This is a genomic window from Nonomuraea soli, from assembly GCF_013761175.1.
GTDB classification, from domain to species: Bacteria; Actinomycetota; Actinomycetes; order Streptosporangiales; family Streptosporangiaceae; genus Nonomuraea; species Nonomuraea soli.
Window position 1 is genome coordinate 210857 of sequence record NZ_JACDUR010000010.1, and the last position, 17095, is coordinate 227951.

The following is a 17095-nucleotide window of genomic DNA, read 5'->3' on the forward strand; positions in this document are numbered from 1 at the left end:
GTTCGTTGTGTGGAGAAAGGTCCCTCGCGGAATGCGCGAGGGACCTTTCTGTTGATGCCGTTATTGTTGGGGGATTAGCCCGATGGGGGGTGGCCGCAAGGTGTTCAAGAAGAACAGGCATGGCATCCAGATCAAGTCCGCCGAGCAGCTCGAGAAGATGCGTGCCGCCGGCCTGGTCGTGGGGCGCACGCTGGAGCTGCTGCGGCGGTCGGTCCAGCCGGGGATGACCCCACTCGACCTCGACGCCATCGCCGAGAAGGCGATCCGCGACGAGGGAGCGATCCCCTCGTTCAAGGGTTACCAGGGGTTCCCCGCCACGATCTGCGCCTCGGTCAACGACGAGGTCGTCCACGGCATCCCCGGCAACTCGCGCAAGCTCGCCGAGGGCGACGTCATCTCGATCGACTGCGGCGCCATCCTCGACGGCTGGCACGGAGACTCCGCGATCACGGTCCCGGTGGGCGAGGTCGACCCGGCTCTGACGGAGCTCATGCGGGTGACCGAGGAGTCGATGTGGCGGGGGATCGCGGCGCTGACCGTGGGCCGTCACCTCTCCGACATCGGCTACGAGATCGAGAAGTACATCCGCTCGCAGGGCAAGTACGGCATCCCGCAGGAGTACGGCGGGCACGGCATCGGCACCGAGATGCACATGGACCCGTGGGTCGCCAACCACGGCAGGCCGGGCAGGGGACCGGTGCTCGAAGCCGGCATGTGCCTGGCCATCGAGCCGATGGTCAACCTGGGGACCCACCGCACGCGCGTGCTGGCCGACGACTGGACCGTCGTCACCATCGACGGCAAGGCCTCCGCACACTTCGAACACAGCGTCGCCGTGACACATAATGGTCCTTGGGTGCTCACCGCCATAGATGGGGGCGAAGGGCGCCTTTCGACCCTGCTGAACTAGATCCGCCGGGAGTGGTGGCAATGGCGCAGAGCCCCGAAATGCGTGCCTCCGATGTCGATCGTGACCGGGTGGCCGCGGTGCTGCGCGAGCACACCGCCGAGGGCCGCATCACCGTCGACGAGTTCAACGAGCGGCTCGAAGACGTCTACAAGGCCAAGACCTACGGCGAACTGGCCAGGGTGACGGCCGATCTGCCCGACGTCGACATGCGCGCGCGGCCCGCCCGCACACCGGCGCCCCTGGCGAACAAGGGCACGCACCAGGGCATGCGCGCGGCCTGGGCGGCCTGGGCCGCGGCCAGCGCGGTCAACTGGGTGATCTGGCTGATCATCAGCCTGTCGACCGGCGACTTCATCTACCCGTGGCCGCTGTGGGTGATGGGCCCGTGGGGCGCGGTCCTCCTGGTGAGCACGCTGTTCGGCACCGGTCCGCAGAAGCGTTGAGTGCACTAATACGTTCTGTGCATTCCTCCACAGAAGCGGAAAGCGAATCTTCCTAACGTGTGCGGTGTCGGAACAAGCCGGCACCCACACCGAAGGATCAGAAGATGCGCAAGATTCTCGCAGCGGCCGCCCTGACCGGCTCGATCGCGCTGACCGGCATGGCCGTCGCGCCCGCAGCCCAGGCCGCCACCGCCGCCCCCGCGTCGAGCACCGGCAGCTGGGGCAAGTACTTCTCCAGCGACGGCAAGGCCTACACCTTCGGCAACACCTTCAAGTCGAGCGGTGTCGTGCACACCTACTGGTACGGCGTCGACAAGAAGTTCGGCAAGAAGGGCTACGTCTGGTTCTGGTACTACAAGAACGGACACTGGTTCAAGAAGCTGTACTCCTGGGACGGCAAGACCGGCAAGCAGCACTGGTCCGGCCACGGCATCAAGAAGATCTACACCTACACCTGCTGGGGCGGCTCCCACTCCAACTGCGGCGGCAAGCACTGGATCTACAAGTAAGACGCGGTGGTCTTCAGGGGGGTCCTGAACTTTCACGAGCGGCCCGCCGGCGTACAGCGCCGGCGGGCCGCTCGGCGTCTGTCCCGGTACGGCAGGCAAAAGACGGACTCTTTACCGCTCGCCACAGTTGGCGGTGGTGAGGTCGGGTAGGTGATCTTTGAGGTCAACCGTCGTATGGGGGAAACGATGGGCGGAGTCGTACGGGTCGCGCTGGGTGTGATGGCTTGTGCGACGTTCGCGACCGGTGCGTCCGTCGGCGATCCGCGGGTCACCATCTATCCGCCCAACGCCAAGGCCGGCGACAAGGTCAGCATCTACGTGCACGAGTGCAGCACGACGACGACCGACATCTACGCCTCGTCGATGGCGTTCGAGGGCCGTCACGTACGGCTGGCGCGCAACGGCGGCCAGGGCGGCTGGATGGGCAGCGTCGAGATCGACGACGAGGCCGACTCCACCGCGCACGAGGTGGTCGTCCGATGCTCCAACCGTTCCATCAAGGCCTACCTGACGGTGAACGGGCGGGGAGCCTATCCGCGCGTGGGACCGAACACCGGTGGCGGCGGCCTGGCCATGTCGGCCGCCGAGAGCGAGTCCGTGCGCACGATCTGGCTGATGGCCGCGATCGGCACGCTGGTCGCCGCGAGCGGTCTGGCGATCGTCGCCGCGCGCAGGCGGCGCGGACAGTAGCACCGGTGGCCACGAGGACTCGTGCCTGCCCCGCGCCGCATGTCGGCGGCTTGCGGTGCGGGGCAGGCACGTGAAAGCGAGGGCCGCCGGGTGGGTGGTGCCGGCGCTGGTGATGCTGACCGCCTGCCTGCCCGCCCCTCCTCCGCGTGCCGTACCTCAGGAGCGGGCCGCCGCGCCCGTGTCCGCGCCTGTGTCCATGCCGGCGTCCGCTCCGGCGCGGGCCAAGCGGGAGTGGCCGCGTCCGTACACGGGGGAGCTGGGGCGCGCGGAGCCGAACCGGGTGATCATCCCGAGGCTGAAGGTGAGCGCGCCGCTCGTCGTGCTGGGCATCGAGGCGGACGGCTCGCTGGCCGTACCGCCACTCGACCACGCGAATGTCGCCGGATGGTTCGGTGGGGGGCCGACGCCGGGGGAACGGGGCTCGGCGGTCATCGCCGGGCATCTCGACACCAGGACGGGGCCCGCGGTCTTCGCCCGGCTCGGCGAGCTGGCCAGGGGAGACGTCGTCGGCGTCGCGCGCGGCGACGGGACAGTGGCGGTCTTCGAGGTGCGGCGGCTGGAGCGCACGCCCAAGGCGGAGTTCCCCGCCGACCGGGTGTACGGCCCGGCACGAGGGCGGGAGCTGCGGCTGGTGACGTGCGGCGGCGACTTCGACAGGGCCAGACGTTCCTACAGCCACAACGTGATCGTGTACGCGTTGTTCAGCGCGGCGTACCTGGCATCCGATCTAAGGTAGTCTGGAGCATGGTTGTGTCGGGACACCTGGCGCGCGTTTCGCGTTTTCCGCCAAGGTGTCGTACACTCCTTAGTCGGCTCACTATGACCATTGTGCGTGAGTGACCTAGCTGGTTACCGCTCTCTCAAGCGTTGCGCATGGTCGCGGCTGCTAGTGAACCGATGCCTCAGACGACCGATCAGTGAAACGCGAGGGATTTTGGCCAAGAAAGACGGCGCCATCGAGATCGAGGGCACTGTTATCGAGTCGCTCCCGAACGCCATGTTCAGGGTGCAGCTCGACAACGGCCATAAGGTCCTGGCCCACATCAGCGGACGGATGCGGATGCACTACATCCGGATCCTGCCTGACGACAGGGTTGTCGTGGAACTGAGCCCCTACGACCTCAGTCGTGGGCGGATCGTCTACCGGTACAAGTAAGAGCGTCTGAGGACACGAAGGACTATGAAGGTCAAGCCGAGCGTCAAGAAGATCTGCGACAAGTGCAAGGTGATCCGCCGGCACGGTCGCGTCATGGTGATCTGCGACAACCTGCGCCACAAGCAGCGCCAGGGCTAGTCGCCACAAGGCTTTTCCGAGAGTCCGCTCCAGTAGCGGGCTCTACGCATGGAAAGCCTGCAATCTGATAGCGCGCCAAGCATTCACCGCCAGGTGAATCACCCTCGGTCGGAGGCCGAGGCCCTCGCCCCGGGCATGGGGAGGGGAGCAAGGCGCAGGACCTCCGCCACAACGAAGGAGAATGCCCGACCATGGCTCGCCTGGTTGGCGTCGACCTCCCCCGCGACAAGCGGCTGGAGATCGCTCTCACCTACATTTACGGCATCGGCCGTACCCGCGCTCTGGAGATCCTCCAGGCCACCGGCATCAGCGGCGACCTGCGGGTCCACCAGCTGAGCGACACCGAGCTCGTCCCGATGCGTGACTACATCGAGGCGAACTTCAAGATCGAAGGTGACCTCCGCCGCGAGGTGCAGGCCGACATCCGTCGCAAGATCGAGATCGGTTGCTACCAGGGCATCCGTCACCGGAAGGGTCTTCCGGTCCACGGTCAGCGCACGCAGACCAACGCCCGTACCCGTAAGGGCAAGAAGAAGACCGTCGCCGGCAAGAAGAAGCCCGGTAAGAAGTAGTCCTCGCAGCCGCGGGACCGATGAACTCAGGAGTGAAGGCAAAGAATGCCTCCTAAGAGCCGTCAGGGCGCACCGAAGAAGGTGCGTCGCAAGGAAAAGAAGAACGTCGCTCACGGGCACGCCCACATCAAGAGCACGTTCAACAACACGATCGTTTCGATCACCGACCCGAACGGGAACGTGATCTCCTGGGCCTCGGCCGGCCACGTGGGTTTCAAGGGCTCCCGTAAGTCCACCCCGTTCGCCGCGCAGATGGCTGCGGAGAACGCCGCCCGCCGCGCCATGGAGCACGGCATGCGCAAGGTCGACGTCTTCGTCAAGGGCCCCGGCTCCGGCCGTGAGACCGCGATCCGTTCGCTGCAGGCGACCGGCCTCGAGGTTGGCTCCATTCAGGACGTCACCCCCGTGCCGCACAACGGCTGCCGTCCGCCCAAGCGCCGCCGCGTCTGACCCAGGAGAAATTGAGAAATGGCTCGTTACACGGGTGCGGACTGCAAGCTCTGCCGTCGGGAGAAGACCAAGCTCTTCCTCAAGGGCAGCAAGTGCGAGTCCGCCAAGTGCCCCATCGAGATCCGTCCTTACCCCCCGGGTGAGCACGGTCGCGGCCGTCCCAAGGAGACCGAGTACAACACTCAGCTCCGCGAGAAGCAGAAGACGCGTCGCATCTACGGCATCCTCGAGAAGCAGTTCCGCAACTACTACGAGGAAGCCAACACCAAGGGCGGCAAGACCGGCGAGAACCTGCTCCAGATCCTGGAGTCGCGTCTCGACAACGTGGTCTTCCGCGCCGGTTTCGCGCAGTCGCGTGACGCCGCTCGCCAGCAGGTCCGTCACGGACACATCCTGGTGAACGGCAAGAAGGTCGACATCCCGTCCTTCCGCGTCCGCGAGCACGACATCGTCGAGGTTCGCGAGAAGTCGCGCAACCTGCTTCCGTACGAGGTGGCTCGCGCCACCGCCGGCGACCGCACCGTCCCCGCGTGGCTGGGCGTCGTGCCGGACAAGATGCGCATCCTGGTCCACCAGCTGCCGGTCCGTCAGCAGATCGACACGCAGGTGCAGGAGCAGCTGATCGTCGAGCTCTACTCCAAGTAGCGCTCGCTGCCTGAGCCCCCTGCCCTTTCCTCGTGGAAGGGCCGGGGGCTTGGGTGCTGTACGGCTCGCCGTACAAAAATCATGGGTGGCGTCATATAGCGGTCGCCACACTGATCAGGGGAGATCCCAACAATGCTGATCGCTCAGCGTCCGACTCTTCTCGAGGAGTCGATCGACGAGTTCCGCTCCCGGTTCGTGATCGAGCCGCTGGAGCCGGGCTTCGGTTACACCATCGGCAACTCGCTTCGCCGTACCCTGCTGTCGTCCATCCCGGGCGCCGCGGTGACGTCGATTCGCATCGAAGGCGTGCTGCACGAGTTCTCGACCGTTCCCGGTGTGAAGGAGGATGTCACCGACATCATCCTGAACCTCAAGGAGCTGGTCGTCTCCTCCGAGCACGACGAGCCCGTGGTCATGTACCTGCGCAAGCAGGGCCCCGGTGAGGTCACCGCCGCCGACATCGCGCCTCCGGCCGGTGTCGAGGTGCACAACCCCGACCTCAAGATCGCCACGCTGAACGGCAAGGCGAAGCTGGAGATGGAGCTGACCGTCGAGCGCGGTCGCGGCTACGTCTCCGCCGCCCAGAACAAGCAGCCGGGCCAGGAGATCGGTCGTATCCCGATCGACTCGATCTACTCGCCGGTGCTCAAGGTCACCTACAAGGTCGAGGCCACCCGAGTCGAGCAGCGCACCGACTTCGACCGCCTCATCCTCGACGTCGAGACCAAGCCGGCCATGAAGCCCCGCGACGCGGTGGCCTCCGCCGGTAAGACCCTCGTCGAGCTGTTCGGCCTCGCCCGCGAGCTGAACGTCGAGGCCGAGGGCATCGACATCGGCCCGTCGCCGACGGACGCGGCCCTGGCCGCCGACCTGGCGCTGCCGATCGAGGAGCTGAACCTCACGGTTCGTTCCTACAACTGCCTCAAGCGCGAGGGCATCCACACCGTGGGTGAGCTCGTGGCCCGCAGCGAGCAGGACCTTCTCGACATAAGGAACTTCGGCGCGAAGTCCATCGAAGAGGTCAAGCAGAAGCTGCACGAGATGTCGCTGGCGCTCAAGGACTCCCCGCCCGGGTTCGACCCGAGCGCGGTGGCCGGCGGCGGCTACGACGACGACGACTCCGCGTACGTGGAGACGGAGCAGTACTAAGACGTCGGGCGGCCTCCGGTCGCCCGCGAAAACCCGGGGCCCCGCGCCCCGGGTCGCACTCTGAACATCGCGGGCTCCCTGCGGGGAGCCTGGCGGCCCGATCCCGGTACCTGACACGGCCGGGGCGGGTTGACTCTCAAGGAGAACGAAATGCCCAGGCCCACTAAGGGTGCTCGCCTCGGCGGCAGCCCGGCTCACGAGCGGCTCATCCTGGCGAACCTCGCCACCGAGCTGTTCAAGCACGGCAAGATCCGCACCACCGAGGCCAAGGCCAAGCGCCTTCGCCCGCTGGCCGAGAAGCTGATCACCAAGGCCCGCAAGGGCGACATGCACAACCGTCGCCAGGTGCTGACCGTGGTCAGGGACAAGGGCGTCGTCCACCACCTCTTCACCGAGATCGCCGTGCAGTTCGCCGAGCGTCCCGGTGGCTACACCCGCATCACCAAGATCGGTCCGCGTAAGGGCGACAACGCCCCGATGGCGGTCATCGAGCTCGTGAGCGAGGCGCTCAACCCGGTCCGCACCTCCAAGGCTCCGGCCGCCGAGGCCGCCCCGGCCGCTGCTCCGGCCGCCGCCGAGGTCGCCGACGAGGTCGAGGACGCCGCTTCCGAGGAGGCTCCGGCTTCCGAGGAGGCCGCCGCCTCTGAGGAGACCTCCGCCGAGGAGACCTCCGCCGAGGAGAAGAAGGACAAGGACGAGGCCTGATCCGTCAGGCTCCGTGACATCGGCCCGGCACCCCGTCACTCGGGGTGCCGGGCCTTGTCTCGTTTCATGGGAGGTTCATCGTGATGCGGCTCCGGCTCGATCTCGCCTACGACGGCACCGACTTCTCCGGCTGGGCACGCCAGCCCGGCCTGCGCACCGTCCAGGGCTGCCTGGAGGACGGGCTCGGCCGCATCCTGCGCACGCCTGTCGAGCTGACCGTGGCCGGCCGTACCGACGCGGGGGTGCACGCCCGCGGTCAGGTCGCGCACGTCGACGTGGAGTCGCTCACCGGGGTGCTCGGCAACCGCGAGTCCGAGGACGCGAGCGTCGATGAGCGGCTCGCTGCGCTGTTGCGGAGGCTCGCTGGGGTGCTGGACCCGGATGTACGGGTCCAGCGCGTCAGTGTGGCTCCTGAGGGCTTCGACGCGCGGTTCTCGGCGTTGTACCGGCGGTATGTGTATCGGGTGAGCGACGAGCCCGGCGGGGTCGACCCGCTGCGGCGGCGCGACGTGCTCTGGCACAACCGGCCGCTGTCCCTGGAGGCGCTGAACGCCGGGGCCGCGCTGCTGCTGGGGGAGCACGACTTCGCGGCCTTCTGCAAGAAGCGGGAGGGGGCGACGACCATCCGGGAGCTGCAGCGGCTGTCGTGGGCGCGGGACCCCGGGAGCGGGGTGCTGGAGGCGACGGTGATGGCGGACGCGTTCTGCCACTCGATGGTGCGGGCGCTCGTGGGGTGCCTGCTGGCCGTGGGCGAGGGGCGCATGCCTGCCGAGTGGGCGGGGCAGGTCCTGGCGCGTGCCGTACGGGACCCGGGGGTGAAGGTGGCGGCGGCGCACGGGTTGTGCCTGGAGGAGGTCGGGTATCCGGCGGACGCGGGGGAGCTGGCTGAGCGGGCGTTGATGACGCGGCGGGTCCGGACGCTGGCGGGGGAGTAGCGCGCGCCGCGACGGCGTTCTGGCGTTGGCGTCGATGGCGCCGGGCTCCCCGCAGACGCGATCGTCTTCCCCAGGCGTTCGGGGCCATCCGGGGCGACGCATTGACGTCGCCCCGGTCGAATTTCAGCCGGTGCTCACGCGGCGTTCGAGCACCGTCGAGGTGTGGTCGCGGAAGGCGCCGCTGATCGTGCCCAGGCCCTTCTCCTTCGCCTCCGGCGTGTGGCCGTCGGCGTAGGTGGCGTAGCTGAACACGATGTAACGTCCCCACACCAGGCCCGCCGCGTAGCCGCCCGCGATGTGCACGCGGTCGGCGCCCGAGCCCGACGGCCCAGGGAGAGCGCGGAACCACAGGTTGCGTCCCAGGTTCTTGGCCTGGTCGGCCTGCATCGCGGCGTCCTTGGTCGGGAGCACCGCCAGGCCCGTCGTGACGGCGTACTTGCGCTTGGCGTCCACGTACGTGGCCCGCAGCACCCTGCTGCACTGCTGATCGCGCAGCGCGTCGGCGAACGGGCCGGACGCCGCCTTCGAGCAGTCCTCCGCCACCTCGGCCTTGACCCGCGTGTAAACGGTCTTGCCGATCTTGATCTTCTTGTCGGGGAACGCCTCCGACAGGGCCAGCGTCTTGGGGTCCGTCTCCTCGGAGTTGAGGATCGTCGTGGCCTCGTCGGTCGTGGGCTGCTGGCTGGGGGCCTGCTGGGTGGCGCTGGGCACCGGGGCCGTGGCGACCGCGCCCGTCGCCTCGTTGGGGGTGTTCATCGTGCGGTAGACGAGCACGCCGCCCGTCGCGACACCGGCCACGACGAGCACGCCCAGGGCGGCGAAGGCGACCTTCCTGCCCTTGCCGCCCGCCGCCGTCTCGACGACAGGGGGTGGCGGCTCGGCCGGGGCCCACTGCGCGTAGGAGGGCTCGGGGAGCTGGAAACCCTGGGGCGGGGTGGGGGCGTTCTCGGCCTTGGGGCCCCAGACCTCGGGGCCGAAGGGGAGCTCGGGGAGGTGGGGAGGCGGCTGCTCGTGCTCCTGCGGCTGCTCGCCGACCGGCTCCGCGGCTGCCGGCTCGGGGGCCGGGAGGGGGGCCGGCGCCTGGTGAGGCATGGGCGGCCAGACGGGGACGTCGCTGGGCTCGGCCGGCCGGGGGACGGCGACCGTCACCGACGGGTCGACGGGGGTGCCCTCGAGGATCGGGGTGTCGTCGTCGGTGGCGCGTTCGGGGTGGTGGTCGGGCCAGGAGGGGGCCTGGGCGTCCGCGTCGGGCGCCGGGGGCGCGTCGTGGTGCGCCTCGGTCCACTGGGTGCCGAGCTGGGCATCCCGCAGGGCGTGAGGCTGGGTGTCCGGCTGGGCGTGAGGCTGGGTGTCGGGCTGGGTGTCGGGCTGGGTGTCCGGCTGCGTGTCTGGCTGCGTGTCTGGCTGAGCGTCGTACGGCGTTGGGTCGTACGGCGTTGCGTCGTACGGCGTTGCGTCGTACGGCGTTGCGTGGTCGGCCACCGGTTCGCCGGTCGCGGCGGGCCACGGGGGCATGGACGGGCTGTCGGAGACAGGGGCGGGCCACACGCGCATGCCTGCGGCGGCAGCGGTGAAGCCGGGCGGAGGCTGCCACGGAGGCGCGCCCGGAACCACCGGGGGGAACTCGGAGTGAGCTCTGGCGGGCTGCGTCTCGGGCTGGGCGGAGGGCGGGAGCCCGGGGTGCTCGCCGGTCTCCGGGTCGGCGAACCAGTCGTACGGCCCGGCGTCCTTTTCGGTGAGTTCCCAGGGATAGGCGCCAGGGAAGGCGGGCAGGGCGGGGAGGTCGCCCTGCACGGGCTCGGAGCGCTCGCCGCTCATCGGGAAGGCGCCGGGAGCGAGGGGGTGGTCGCCTTGCGAGGGCAGGGGAGCGGCCGCCTCGTCACCTCGTGACGTGGGCGAGCCGGCGATCTGGTCGCCTGGGAAGGCCGGGTGGGTGACACCGTGGCCTTGGTGCTCACCGGGGAGGCCCGGATGCGCCGTGCCGAAGGCCTGCCGTTCGACGGCCGGGTCGACGGGGAAGGCCTGGCCGCCCTCGGGCAGGTCGGCGCCGGGAGCCGCGAGCGCGCCGTGCTGGCCGGTCTGGGGGTCTGGAGTGTGGGCGACCGGAGGTACGGCGGGCTCGGTGGCCGATGGCGGGGAATCGCCGCGCGGGGGCCCGGCCTGCACGTCGAAAGGCAGGTTCCGCCAGTCGACCGTCGTGTTCGCCTCGTTCTCGGGCTGGTCGAAGTCGTGGTCGAGGATGTCGTGACCCGTGCCGCCGAAGGGAGGCGGCTGGACGGGATAGGACCCGCCGAAGCCGTTGGACGAGGGGACCTCGGGACCGCCGAGCGGTGCGAAGGACGAGCCGATGGGCCGAGGCCCGCTCGGGCGATCCTGGGACGGATAGGCCGCACTCGACGGCTGCTGCCCGCCGCCGTCGCCGCTGAGGGGCGGGAACGGCCCGTCGATGAGCTGGGGCCCGCTGTGGCGCTCAGGAGGTGGGAACGGCGCGTCCAGCGGCTGAGGCCCGCTGTTGCCGCTGGGCTGGGGGAACGGTGCGTCAATCGGTTGCGGTCCCCTGTTGCCGCTGTGAGGCGGGAACGGCGCGTCGATCGGCTGGGGCCCGCTGCCGCCGTCGTGTGGCGCGGCCGGGTGAGCTCCGCTGGGCGAGCCGTACGGCGCGCTCGTCGGTTGCGGTCCGCTGTGCGGGCCCTGAGCGAAGGGCGCGTCGGCCGGTTGGGGAGCGCCCAGCCCGGCGCCTCCGAAGCCCGGAGGGCGCGAGGGATCTCCGCCGGGCGCCTCGGAGCCCAAGGCGCGAGGCATGGGCAGGCCCTGGGCGGGAGTCGTCAGGTCGTGGTCGGCCGCCTCCTCGGGCTCGGGGAGCCCGGGTGGTGGTCCCTGGTAGATCGGGATAGGCGGACGCTGGTCGGGAGTCTGTGCACCGAAGGGGGTCCATGCGGCACCGGGCTCGGCGTCGGGGAACGCCGGAGCGGGCTGCGCCTCACCGGACGGCGGCAGCTGGCCGAAGCTCGGCGGTGGCGTCGCCGGAGCGGCCGAGGCGTCGGTTACGTCGCGCTCGTGCTCAGACCCAGATTCCTGGCCACGCATAAACGGGAGCCTAGCGAGAGTCAGAAGATCGTCATGCCGGTATGACTGTTCCCAGTCGAATCACTCGTCCCATTTGTGCACCCTTTCCCGAAAAGTTAGGCGGGGTAACCGGTGAGCCGGCGTGCGTCGAGCGCCTTGAAGACGGTCGCCTTGGCGACGTCGTTGGCCGCCTCGGCGAGCTGCTTGCTCTCCTTGGACGACGGCTTGTGGCCGTCCTTGAACTGGAACCAGATCATGACGGCATAGTGGCCGTAAGGCCAGACCTCGGCGCCCGCCTCTCCGGCGCCCAGGAACTTGGTGATCTCGTCCTTGCCGGGCAGGGCCTTCAGGTAGTCCTGGCGTTCGCCCTTGCCGCCGGCCGCCTCTGCCTTCTTGGACGCTGCCGTGTTGAGGAGGTTGGCGACGCCGATCGTTCCGATGATCTTGTCGTCGGAGCTCTTGAAGCTCCCCCGGATGATCATCGTGCACTTGCCGGACTTGAGCGCCTTCTCGAGCTTCGCGCCCTCGACCGCCTCGGCGCACTTGGTGTCCTTGCGCGAGGTGGTCATGGTGTATTTGCGGCCGTCGATGGTGATCTTCTTGCCGGCGAAGATCTCCTTGACCGTCAGCGGCTCGGGATCGGTCTCGCGCTGCTCCAGGTAGGCGAACTCGCCCGGCGGCGCGGAGGGCAGGGGGTCGGAGGTCTGGCGGGCCGCCGTGGCGGCCGGCACCGACGTCTCCGCGTTGAACATCACCACGAGGCCGCCGGCCAGCAGGCCGAGCACGCCGAGTCCACCCAAGACGGCCCAGAGCGGCCCGCGGTTGCGCCGCCCCTCGTCGTAAGGGCTCCACATCTGCCGGGCTTGCTGCTGCTGCGGCTGGTCCTGCGGCTGCTGCTCCGGCGGAGAGGGCTCCGAGTTGCTTTCACGTTTCTTGGGAAAACCCATGCGGAGAGATTAGCCGCTCGGCGACCCCACAGGCCTCAGGAGTAGCCGAAATCCTGAGTCCACCAGGGTCCGCCGGCGTCGGCGACCACGCCCACGCCGATGGCGCGGATCTCGCAGTTCAGGATGTTCTTGCGGTGGTCGCGGTTGGCCATCCAGCCCTGCACCGCCTCCTCGGCGGTGACGTAGCCGCGGCCGATGTTCTCCGCCGCGCCCTGGGTGTAACCGGCGCGCGCCATGCGGTCCCAGGGGGAGGAGCCGTCGGGCGAGTCGAAGGAGAACTGGCCCGAGCGCGCCATCTCCAGGGAGTGCACCTCCGCCGACCTCGTCAGCCGCCGATCGGTGCGCAGCGGGCGGCAGCCGTGGCTTCGCCGTACGGAATTGGTCAGTTGCACGACCTGGGTGGCCAGCGAGGTCGACACGTCGAGGTCGTTGCTGCCGAAGACCTTGGTGGGGTCGTTCATGTCGCCGGGGACCTGGCCGCCCGTGGAGGGCGTCGGCTTCGGCGTGCTGCTGCGCCGTACGCGGGGGCTCTTGGGGGTTTCGCGGGGGATCGGCTCGGCGAAGGCCTGCGGCTCGGGCGGCGGGCTGGCGGCCGCGACCGTGGGCGACGGCTGGGTGTTCTTGAGGTAGATCTGGGCGGCCGGATCCGGGGTGCCGCTGGTGAGGCGGCCGATGAGCACACCCACGAACAGGACTGTCAGCAGACAGGCCAACGGACCCAGGAGGCTCCTGCGCCGTGCGCGCCGCTGGGTCTGCCGGGTGTGAGGGGTCTGCCACATACCGCAGTCAACGATAGGGAAGGGGGGTGCTGGGAAAGAAGGGATTGCAGGGAACCGAAATAGAACCGTTCTGTCGTCCGTCGTTTTGCCTTGGCCGCGCAGGTCGGCTATGGTGTTGGTCGTTGTGTGCACTGGTCCGACGCGACCAATGCGCGGCGCGTCCGGCGTCATCTCCCATTTCTGAGCGGAGACGGAAGGTCCGGGCTGTCGTGCGCCCGCACCGACCGACCCCAAGCTGTCTGTTTCCGACAGCGCCGTAGACGCAAGCAAGATAAGGCTTACGACCGTGCGCACCTACACACCGAAGCCCGCCGAGGTGGAGCGTCAGTGGTACGTCATCGACGCCACCGACATCATCCTGGGCCGGCTGGCCAGCCACGCCGCGATCCTGCTCCGCGGCAAGCACAAGCCGATCTTCGCGAACCACGTTGACACCGGTGACTTCGTCATCATCATCAACGCCGACAAGATCGCGCTCAGCGGCAACAAGCTGGAGCAGAAGAAGGCCTACCGCCACTCGGGCTACCCGGGCGGTCTGCGTTCCGTGACTTACGGCGAGCTCATGGAGAAGCGGCCCGACAAGGCCGTCGAGAAGGCCGTGAAGGGCATGCTGCCCAAGAACTCCCTCGGCCGGAAGATGGCCAAGAAGCTGAAGGTCTACGCCGGGTCCGAGCACCCGCACCAGGCCCAGAAGCCCGTGCCGTTCGAGATCACCCAGATCGCCCAGTAGAAGGATTTGAGGACAAACCGTGGCTGAGACCACCGGTATCGAGACGGCCGTCGAGGCCGAGGTGGAAGAGTTCTCCGGCGAGGACTTCCCGTCCGAGTACACCACCGAGTCGAGCGCCCTCGCCGAGGCCCCCGTGCGTCGTCCGGTCACCACCGGCAACTCGTACGGCACCGGCCGCCGCAAGGAGGCGATCGCCCGCGTGCGCATCGTCCCCGGCACCGGCAAGTGGACGATCAACGGGCGTTCGCTTGACACCTACTTCCCGAACAAGGTCCACCAGCAGATCGTCAACGAGCCCTTCGTGGTGCTCGGTGCCGAGGAGGCCTTCGACGTCATCGCCCGCATCGACGGCGGCGGCGTGACCGGCCAGGCCGGCGCGCTGCGCATGGGCCTGTCCCGCGCGCTGGCGATTCTCGACGTCGAGAACAACCGCCCGCCGCTGAAGAAGGCCGGCTTCCTCACCCGTGACGCCCGCGCCACGGAGCGGAAGAAGTACGGTCTCAAGAAGGCCCGTAAGGCTCCCCAGTACAGCAAGCGTTAATTTTGGGCCGCTTGTTCGGCACCGACGGGGTACGTGGGGTCGCGGGTCGCGACCTCACGGCCGAGCTCGCCATGGACCTGTCCGTGGCGGCCGCGCACGTCCTCGGAGACGCTTCTGACGGCAAACGAGCTGTTGCCGTCGTAGGCCGGGACCCTCGCGCTTCAGGTGAATTCCTGGAGGCCGCGGTGGTCGCCGGCCTTGCGTCGTCTGGGGTGGACGTGCTCAGGCTCGGCGTGCTTCCCACCCCGGCGGTGGCCTATCTGACCTCCGCGCTCGGGGCCGACTTCGGCGTCATGCTGTCGGCCTCGCACAACCCCGCACCCGACAACGGGATCAAGATCCTCGCCCGCGGCGGCGTCAAGCTGTCCGACGCGATCGAGGACGAGATCGAGCAGCGGCTGCGGGAACCCTGGGATCGGCCGTCCGGCGCCAAGGTGGGCCGGGTCCGTGACGCGTACGGCGAAGCGGACCGCTACATCTCGCACGTTCTGGCCACCCTGTCCGGCAGCCTCGAAGGGCTCAACGTGGTCGCCGACTGCGCCCACGGCGCCGCCTACATGGTCGCCCCCGAAGCCCTGGTGCGCGCCGGGGCCTCGGTCGAGACGATCGGGTGCCGCCCCGACGGGCTCAACATCAACTCCGGCGTGGGCTCGACCCACCTCGACAAGTTGCGGCAGGTCGTCATCTCCCGTGGCGCCGACTTCGGTCTGGCCTACGACGGCGACGCCGACCGGTGCCTGGCCGTCACCCACGACGGGCGGATCGTCGACGGCGACCAGATCATGGCCGTCCTCGCACTCGACCTGCACGCCCAGGGGCGCCTGGCGCAGGACACCGTCGTCGCGACCGTCATGTCCAACCTCGGCTTCAAGCTCGCCATGCGCGAGGCCGGGATCTCGGTCGTCGAGACGGCCGTGGGCGACCGGTACGTGTTGGAACGTATGAAGGCCGACGGCTACAACCTCGGTGGCGAGCAGTCCGGACATGTGATCATGCTGGACCACGCGACCACCGGCGACGGGCTGCTCACGTCGCTGCACCTGGCGTCCGTCGTGGCTCGCACCGGCAAGTCGCTCGCGGAGCTGGCCTCCGTGGTGACGCCGATGCCGCAGATCCTGATCAACGTCAAGGGTGTCGATCGGGGCAAGGCCGGAGCCGACGAGCTGGCCAAGGCCGTGGCCGTGGCCGAGGCCGAGCTGGGTGACACGGGACGCGTGCTGATCCGGCCCAGTGGCACCGAGCCGATGATCCGGGTCATGGTGGAGGCCGCTTCGGAGGACCAGGCTTCGAGCGTGGCCTCCCGGCTGGCCGACGTGGTCCGGGTGGCCTGCGTCTGAGTTTCGTTGTTCGCGTGGTCGAGGGCACGGTTTCCGTCAGGAAGCCGTGCCCTCTTCTTGTGACGCGGGCCTTGATCTGACGGCAATCGGCGCGCTCTAGGCTCACCGCATGACGACGCTGCGGGACAAGGTGGTGCTCATCACCGGGGGCCGGGCGCCGGTGGCGCTCGATCTGGCGAGGAAGTTCGCCGCCGGAGGCGCCCGCGTGCTGGTGGCGGAGAGCGCCTCGGCGAACCTGTGCGGCAGGTCCAGGGCGGTGGCGGAGGTGTTCAGGGTTCCGCCGCCGAACAGGGCGCCGGAGCGGTTCGTCCGCGCGCTGGTGGAGATCGTCCGGCGGGAGAGGGTGGAGCTGCTGGTCCCCACCTGCGAGGAGATCTTCTGGGTGGCCAGGGGGCGGGACGAGCTGGCCACGCACTGCCACGTGCTGGCGGCGGGGCTGGAGGAGCTGCGGGGGCTGCACAGCAAGTGGGAGTTCGTCCAGAAGGCTCGCGGGCACGGGTTGCCGGTGCCCGAGACGCGGCTGGGGGAGGCGATGGACCGCTTGCCGTACATCGTGAAGCCGGAGTTCTCCAGGTTCGCCACGAAGGTGCGGACTGTGCGGACTGTGCGGACGTCCGGGGCCGTTCCGAAGGGGTGGGTGGCGCAGGAGCTGCTCGAAGGGCGGCAGTTGTGCACCTATTCGGTGGCCGATCGGGGGCGGTTGGTGGCGCATGCCGCTTATGAGGTGGACTTCACCGCCTCGGGGGCTTGTGTGAACTTCGCGCCCGTCGAGGATGCCGGGACGGAGGGGTGGGTCACGGCGTTCCTGGCGGCGGAGCGGTTCTCGGGGCAGGTGGCCTTCGACTTCATCGACGGGGTGCCGCTGGAGTGCAATCCGCGAGCCACGAGCGGGGTGCACCTTTTCGGGCCCGAGCTGGCTGCGGTGATGGCGGGAGCCGGGCGGGGCGGGGTGATGGCGGGAACCGGGCGGGTCGGGGAGATGGCGGAGTCCGGGCGGGTCGCGGTGGCGGCGGAGTCCGGGCGGGACGCGGGAGTTCTGCGGCCGGAGGTGGGCAAGCGGGCCATGATCGCTACGGCGATGCTCAGTTTCGGGCTGTGGCGCATGGTGCGAGAGCCGCGGCGCTGGCTCCGGGTCGTGCGCGAGGCGGAGGACGTGATCGCGGTGCCGGGGGACAGGGGGCCGTTCCTGTCGCAGTTCGAGGTGGTGTGGCACAACTGGCTGCGCTCGTTGTGGACGGGGCGGTCGCTGGTCGAGTGCTCGACCTATGACATCGAATGGGACGGCCGGTGAGGGCGGAGCTGTACGGCGGGCAGGTGCCATGGCCGGACACGCCCGATGGCCATTTCGCCAGAAAGTATCTGGAACCGCTGATGGGCGGAGAGACGGCGGAGT

At 69.1% G+C, this 17095-nt stretch carries 20 protein-coding genes; 17 read left to right on the forward strand and 3 right to left on the reverse strand.

What is annotated here, in order from left to right:
* Window positions 1-100 precede the first annotated feature (100 nt).
* The 13 genes from map to truA all read left to right on the forward strand — a co-directional run bounded on the left by map (window position 101) and on the right by truA (window position 8302).
* Window positions 101-910, forward strand: a complete 810-nt coding sequence (gene map / locus HNR30_RS42500) for a type I methionyl aminopeptidase (RefSeq protein WP_181615889.1) — start codon at window positions 101-103, stop codon at window positions 908-910.
* Window positions 911-948: 38 nt separating this feature from the next.
* A complete protein-coding gene (locus HNR30_RS42505) occupies window positions 949-1353 on the forward strand; it encodes a DUF1707 SHOCT-like domain-containing protein (protein WP_246380200.1) in 405 nt (134 codons plus the stop codon).
* A 104-nt stretch (window positions 1354-1457) separates the two neighbouring features.
* Entirely contained in the window at window positions 1458-1862 is a 405-nt protein-coding gene (locus tag HNR30_RS42510; RefSeq protein ID WP_181615891.1) for a hypothetical protein, read from the forward strand.
* 150 nt (window positions 1863-2012) lie between these two features.
* Window positions 2013-2552, forward strand: coding sequence for a hypothetical protein (locus HNR30_RS42515; RefSeq protein WP_220134634.1), 540 nt, complete (start codon window positions 2013-2015; stop codon window positions 2550-2552).
* 70 nt (window positions 2553-2622) lie between these two features.
* On the forward strand, window positions 2623-3288 hold the full coding sequence (locus HNR30_RS42520) for a class F sortase (RefSeq protein WP_312895038.1): 666 nt from the start codon (window positions 2623-2625) through the stop codon (window positions 3286-3288).
* Window positions 3289-3486: 198 nt separating this feature from the next.
* Complete coding sequence (gene infA, locus HNR30_RS42525) at window positions 3487-3708, forward strand: translation initiation factor IF-1 (protein ID WP_030508344.1); 222 nt, start codon at window positions 3487-3489, stop codon at window positions 3706-3708.
* 24 nt (window positions 3709-3732) lie between these two features.
* The gene (gene rpmJ, locus HNR30_RS42530; protein ID WP_003956441.1) at window positions 3733-3846 is read left to right on the forward strand and encodes a 50S ribosomal protein L36; all 114 of its coding nucleotides are present in this window, start codon (window positions 3733-3735) and stop codon (window positions 3844-3846) included.
* A gap of 191 nt (window positions 3847-4037) precedes the next feature.
* Window positions 4038-4418: a 30S ribosomal protein S13 gene (gene rpsM / locus HNR30_RS42535; protein WP_181615893.1), complete on the forward strand. Its 381-nt coding sequence runs from the start codon at window positions 4038-4040 to the stop codon at window positions 4416-4418.
* 45 nt (window positions 4419-4463) lie between these two features.
* Window positions 4464-4868, forward strand: a complete 405-nt coding sequence (gene rpsK / locus HNR30_RS42540; RefSeq protein ID WP_020542285.1) for a 30S ribosomal protein S11 — start codon at window positions 4464-4466, stop codon at window positions 4866-4868.
* Between the two features lie 18 nt (window positions 4869-4886).
* The gene (rpsD, locus tag HNR30_RS42545) at window positions 4887-5513 is read left to right on the forward strand and encodes a 30S ribosomal protein S4 (protein ID WP_181615894.1); all 627 of its coding nucleotides are present in this window, start codon (window positions 4887-4889) and stop codon (window positions 5511-5513) included.
* Between the two features lie 132 nt (window positions 5514-5645).
* Complete coding sequence (locus tag HNR30_RS42550; protein WP_181615895.1) at window positions 5646-6662, forward strand: DNA-directed RNA polymerase subunit alpha; 1017 nt, start codon at window positions 5646-5648, stop codon at window positions 6660-6662.
* Between the two features lie 150 nt (window positions 6663-6812).
* The gene (rplQ, locus tag HNR30_RS42555) at window positions 6813-7367 is read left to right on the forward strand and encodes a 50S ribosomal protein L17 (RefSeq protein ID WP_181615896.1); all 555 of its coding nucleotides are present in this window, start codon (window positions 6813-6815) and stop codon (window positions 7365-7367) included.
* An 83-nt stretch (window positions 7368-7450) separates the two neighbouring features.
* Window positions 7451-8302 (forward strand): tRNA pseudouridine(38-40) synthase TruA, encoded by an 852-nt coding sequence (truA, locus tag HNR30_RS42560; protein WP_181616017.1) that lies wholly within the window; start codon window positions 7451-7453, stop codon window positions 8300-8302.
* A 123-nt stretch (window positions 8303-8425) separates the two neighbouring features.
* Here the strand turns inward: truA and HNR30_RS42565 are convergent, their stop codons facing one another.
* The 3 genes from HNR30_RS42565 to HNR30_RS42575 form a co-directional block, all read right to left on the reverse strand.
* Window positions 8426-11389 (reverse strand): hypothetical protein, encoded by a 2964-nt coding sequence (locus HNR30_RS42565; protein WP_181615897.1) that lies wholly within the window; start codon window positions 11387-11389, stop codon window positions 8426-8428.
* Between the two features lie 95 nt (window positions 11390-11484).
* Complete coding sequence (locus tag HNR30_RS42570) at window positions 11485-12315, reverse strand: hypothetical protein (protein ID WP_181615898.1); 831 nt, start codon at window positions 12313-12315, stop codon at window positions 11485-11487.
* 35 nt (window positions 12316-12350) lie between these two features.
* The gene (locus HNR30_RS42575) at window positions 12351-13001 is read right to left on the reverse strand and encodes a CAP domain-containing protein (protein ID WP_181615899.1); all 651 of its coding nucleotides are present in this window, start codon (window positions 12999-13001) and stop codon (window positions 12351-12353) included.
* Between the two features lie 379 nt (window positions 13002-13380).
* Here HNR30_RS42575 and rplM point away from each other — a divergent pair, with 379 nt between their 5' ends.
* From rplM to HNR30_RS42595, 4 genes are all read left to right on the forward strand, one after another.
* A complete protein-coding gene (rplM, locus tag HNR30_RS42580; RefSeq protein WP_181615900.1) occupies window positions 13381-13824 on the forward strand; it encodes a 50S ribosomal protein L13 in 444 nt (147 codons plus the stop codon).
* Between the two features lie 19 nt (window positions 13825-13843).
* Window positions 13844-14365, forward strand: coding sequence for a 30S ribosomal protein S9 (rpsI, locus tag HNR30_RS42585; RefSeq protein ID WP_181615901.1), 522 nt, complete (start codon window positions 13844-13846; stop codon window positions 14363-14365).
* A 2-nt stretch (window positions 14366-14367) separates the two neighbouring features.
* Entirely contained in the window at window positions 14368-15702 is a 1335-nt protein-coding gene (gene glmM, locus HNR30_RS42590; RefSeq protein WP_181615902.1) for a phosphoglucosamine mutase, read from the forward strand.
* Between the two features lie 109 nt (window positions 15703-15811).
* Window positions 15812-16993, forward strand: a complete 1182-nt coding sequence (locus HNR30_RS42595; RefSeq protein ID WP_181615903.1) for an ATP-grasp domain-containing protein — start codon at window positions 15812-15814, stop codon at window positions 16991-16993.
* Window positions 16994-17095: the final 102 nt, after the last annotated feature.

Excerpts from the sequence above, each read along its gene's own strand:
- HNR30_RS42570 (WP_181615898.1), bottom strand. The coding sequence starts at position 12,315 with ATGGGTTTTCCCAAGAAACGTGAAAGCAACTCGGAGCCCTCTCCGCCG.
- rpmJ (WP_003956441.1), top strand. The coding sequence starts at position 3,733 with ATGAAGGTCAAGCCGAGCGTCAAGAAGATCTGCGACAAGTGCAAGGTG.
- rpsM (WP_181615893.1), top strand. The coding sequence starts at position 4,038 with ATGGCTCGCCTGGTTGGCGTCGACCTCCCCCGCGACAAGCGGCTGGAG.
- HNR30_RS42595 (WP_181615903.1), top strand. The coding sequence starts at position 15,812 with ATGACGACGCTGCGGGACAAGGTGGTGCTCATCACCGGGGGCCGGGCG.
- HNR30_RS42505 (WP_246380200.1), top strand. The coding sequence starts at position 949 with ATGCGTGCCTCCGATGTCGATCGTGACCGGGTGGCCGCGGTGCTGCGC.
- HNR30_RS42550 (WP_181615895.1), top strand. The coding sequence starts at position 5,646 with ATGCTGATCGCTCAGCGTCCGACTCTTCTCGAGGAGTCGATCGACGAG.
- HNR30_RS42510 (WP_181615891.1), top strand. The coding sequence starts at position 1,458 with ATGCGCAAGATTCTCGCAGCGGCCGCCCTGACCGGCTCGATCGCGCTG.
- rplQ (WP_181615896.1), top strand. The coding sequence starts at position 6,813 with ATGCCCAGGCCCACTAAGGGTGCTCGCCTCGGCGGCAGCCCGGCTCAC.
- rpsD (WP_181615894.1), top strand. The coding sequence starts at position 4,887 with ATGGCTCGTTACACGGGTGCGGACTGCAAGCTCTGCCGTCGGGAGAAG.
- truA (WP_181616017.1), top strand. The coding sequence starts at position 7,451 with ATGCGGCTCCGGCTCGATCTCGCCTACGACGGCACCGACTTCTCCGGC.
- rpsK (WP_020542285.1), top strand. The coding sequence starts at position 4,464 with ATGCCTCCTAAGAGCCGTCAGGGCGCACCGAAGAAGGTGCGTCGCAAG.
- HNR30_RS42565 (WP_181615897.1), bottom strand. The coding sequence starts at position 11,389 with ATGCGTGGCCAGGAATCTGGGTCTGAGCACGAGCGCGACGTAACCGAC.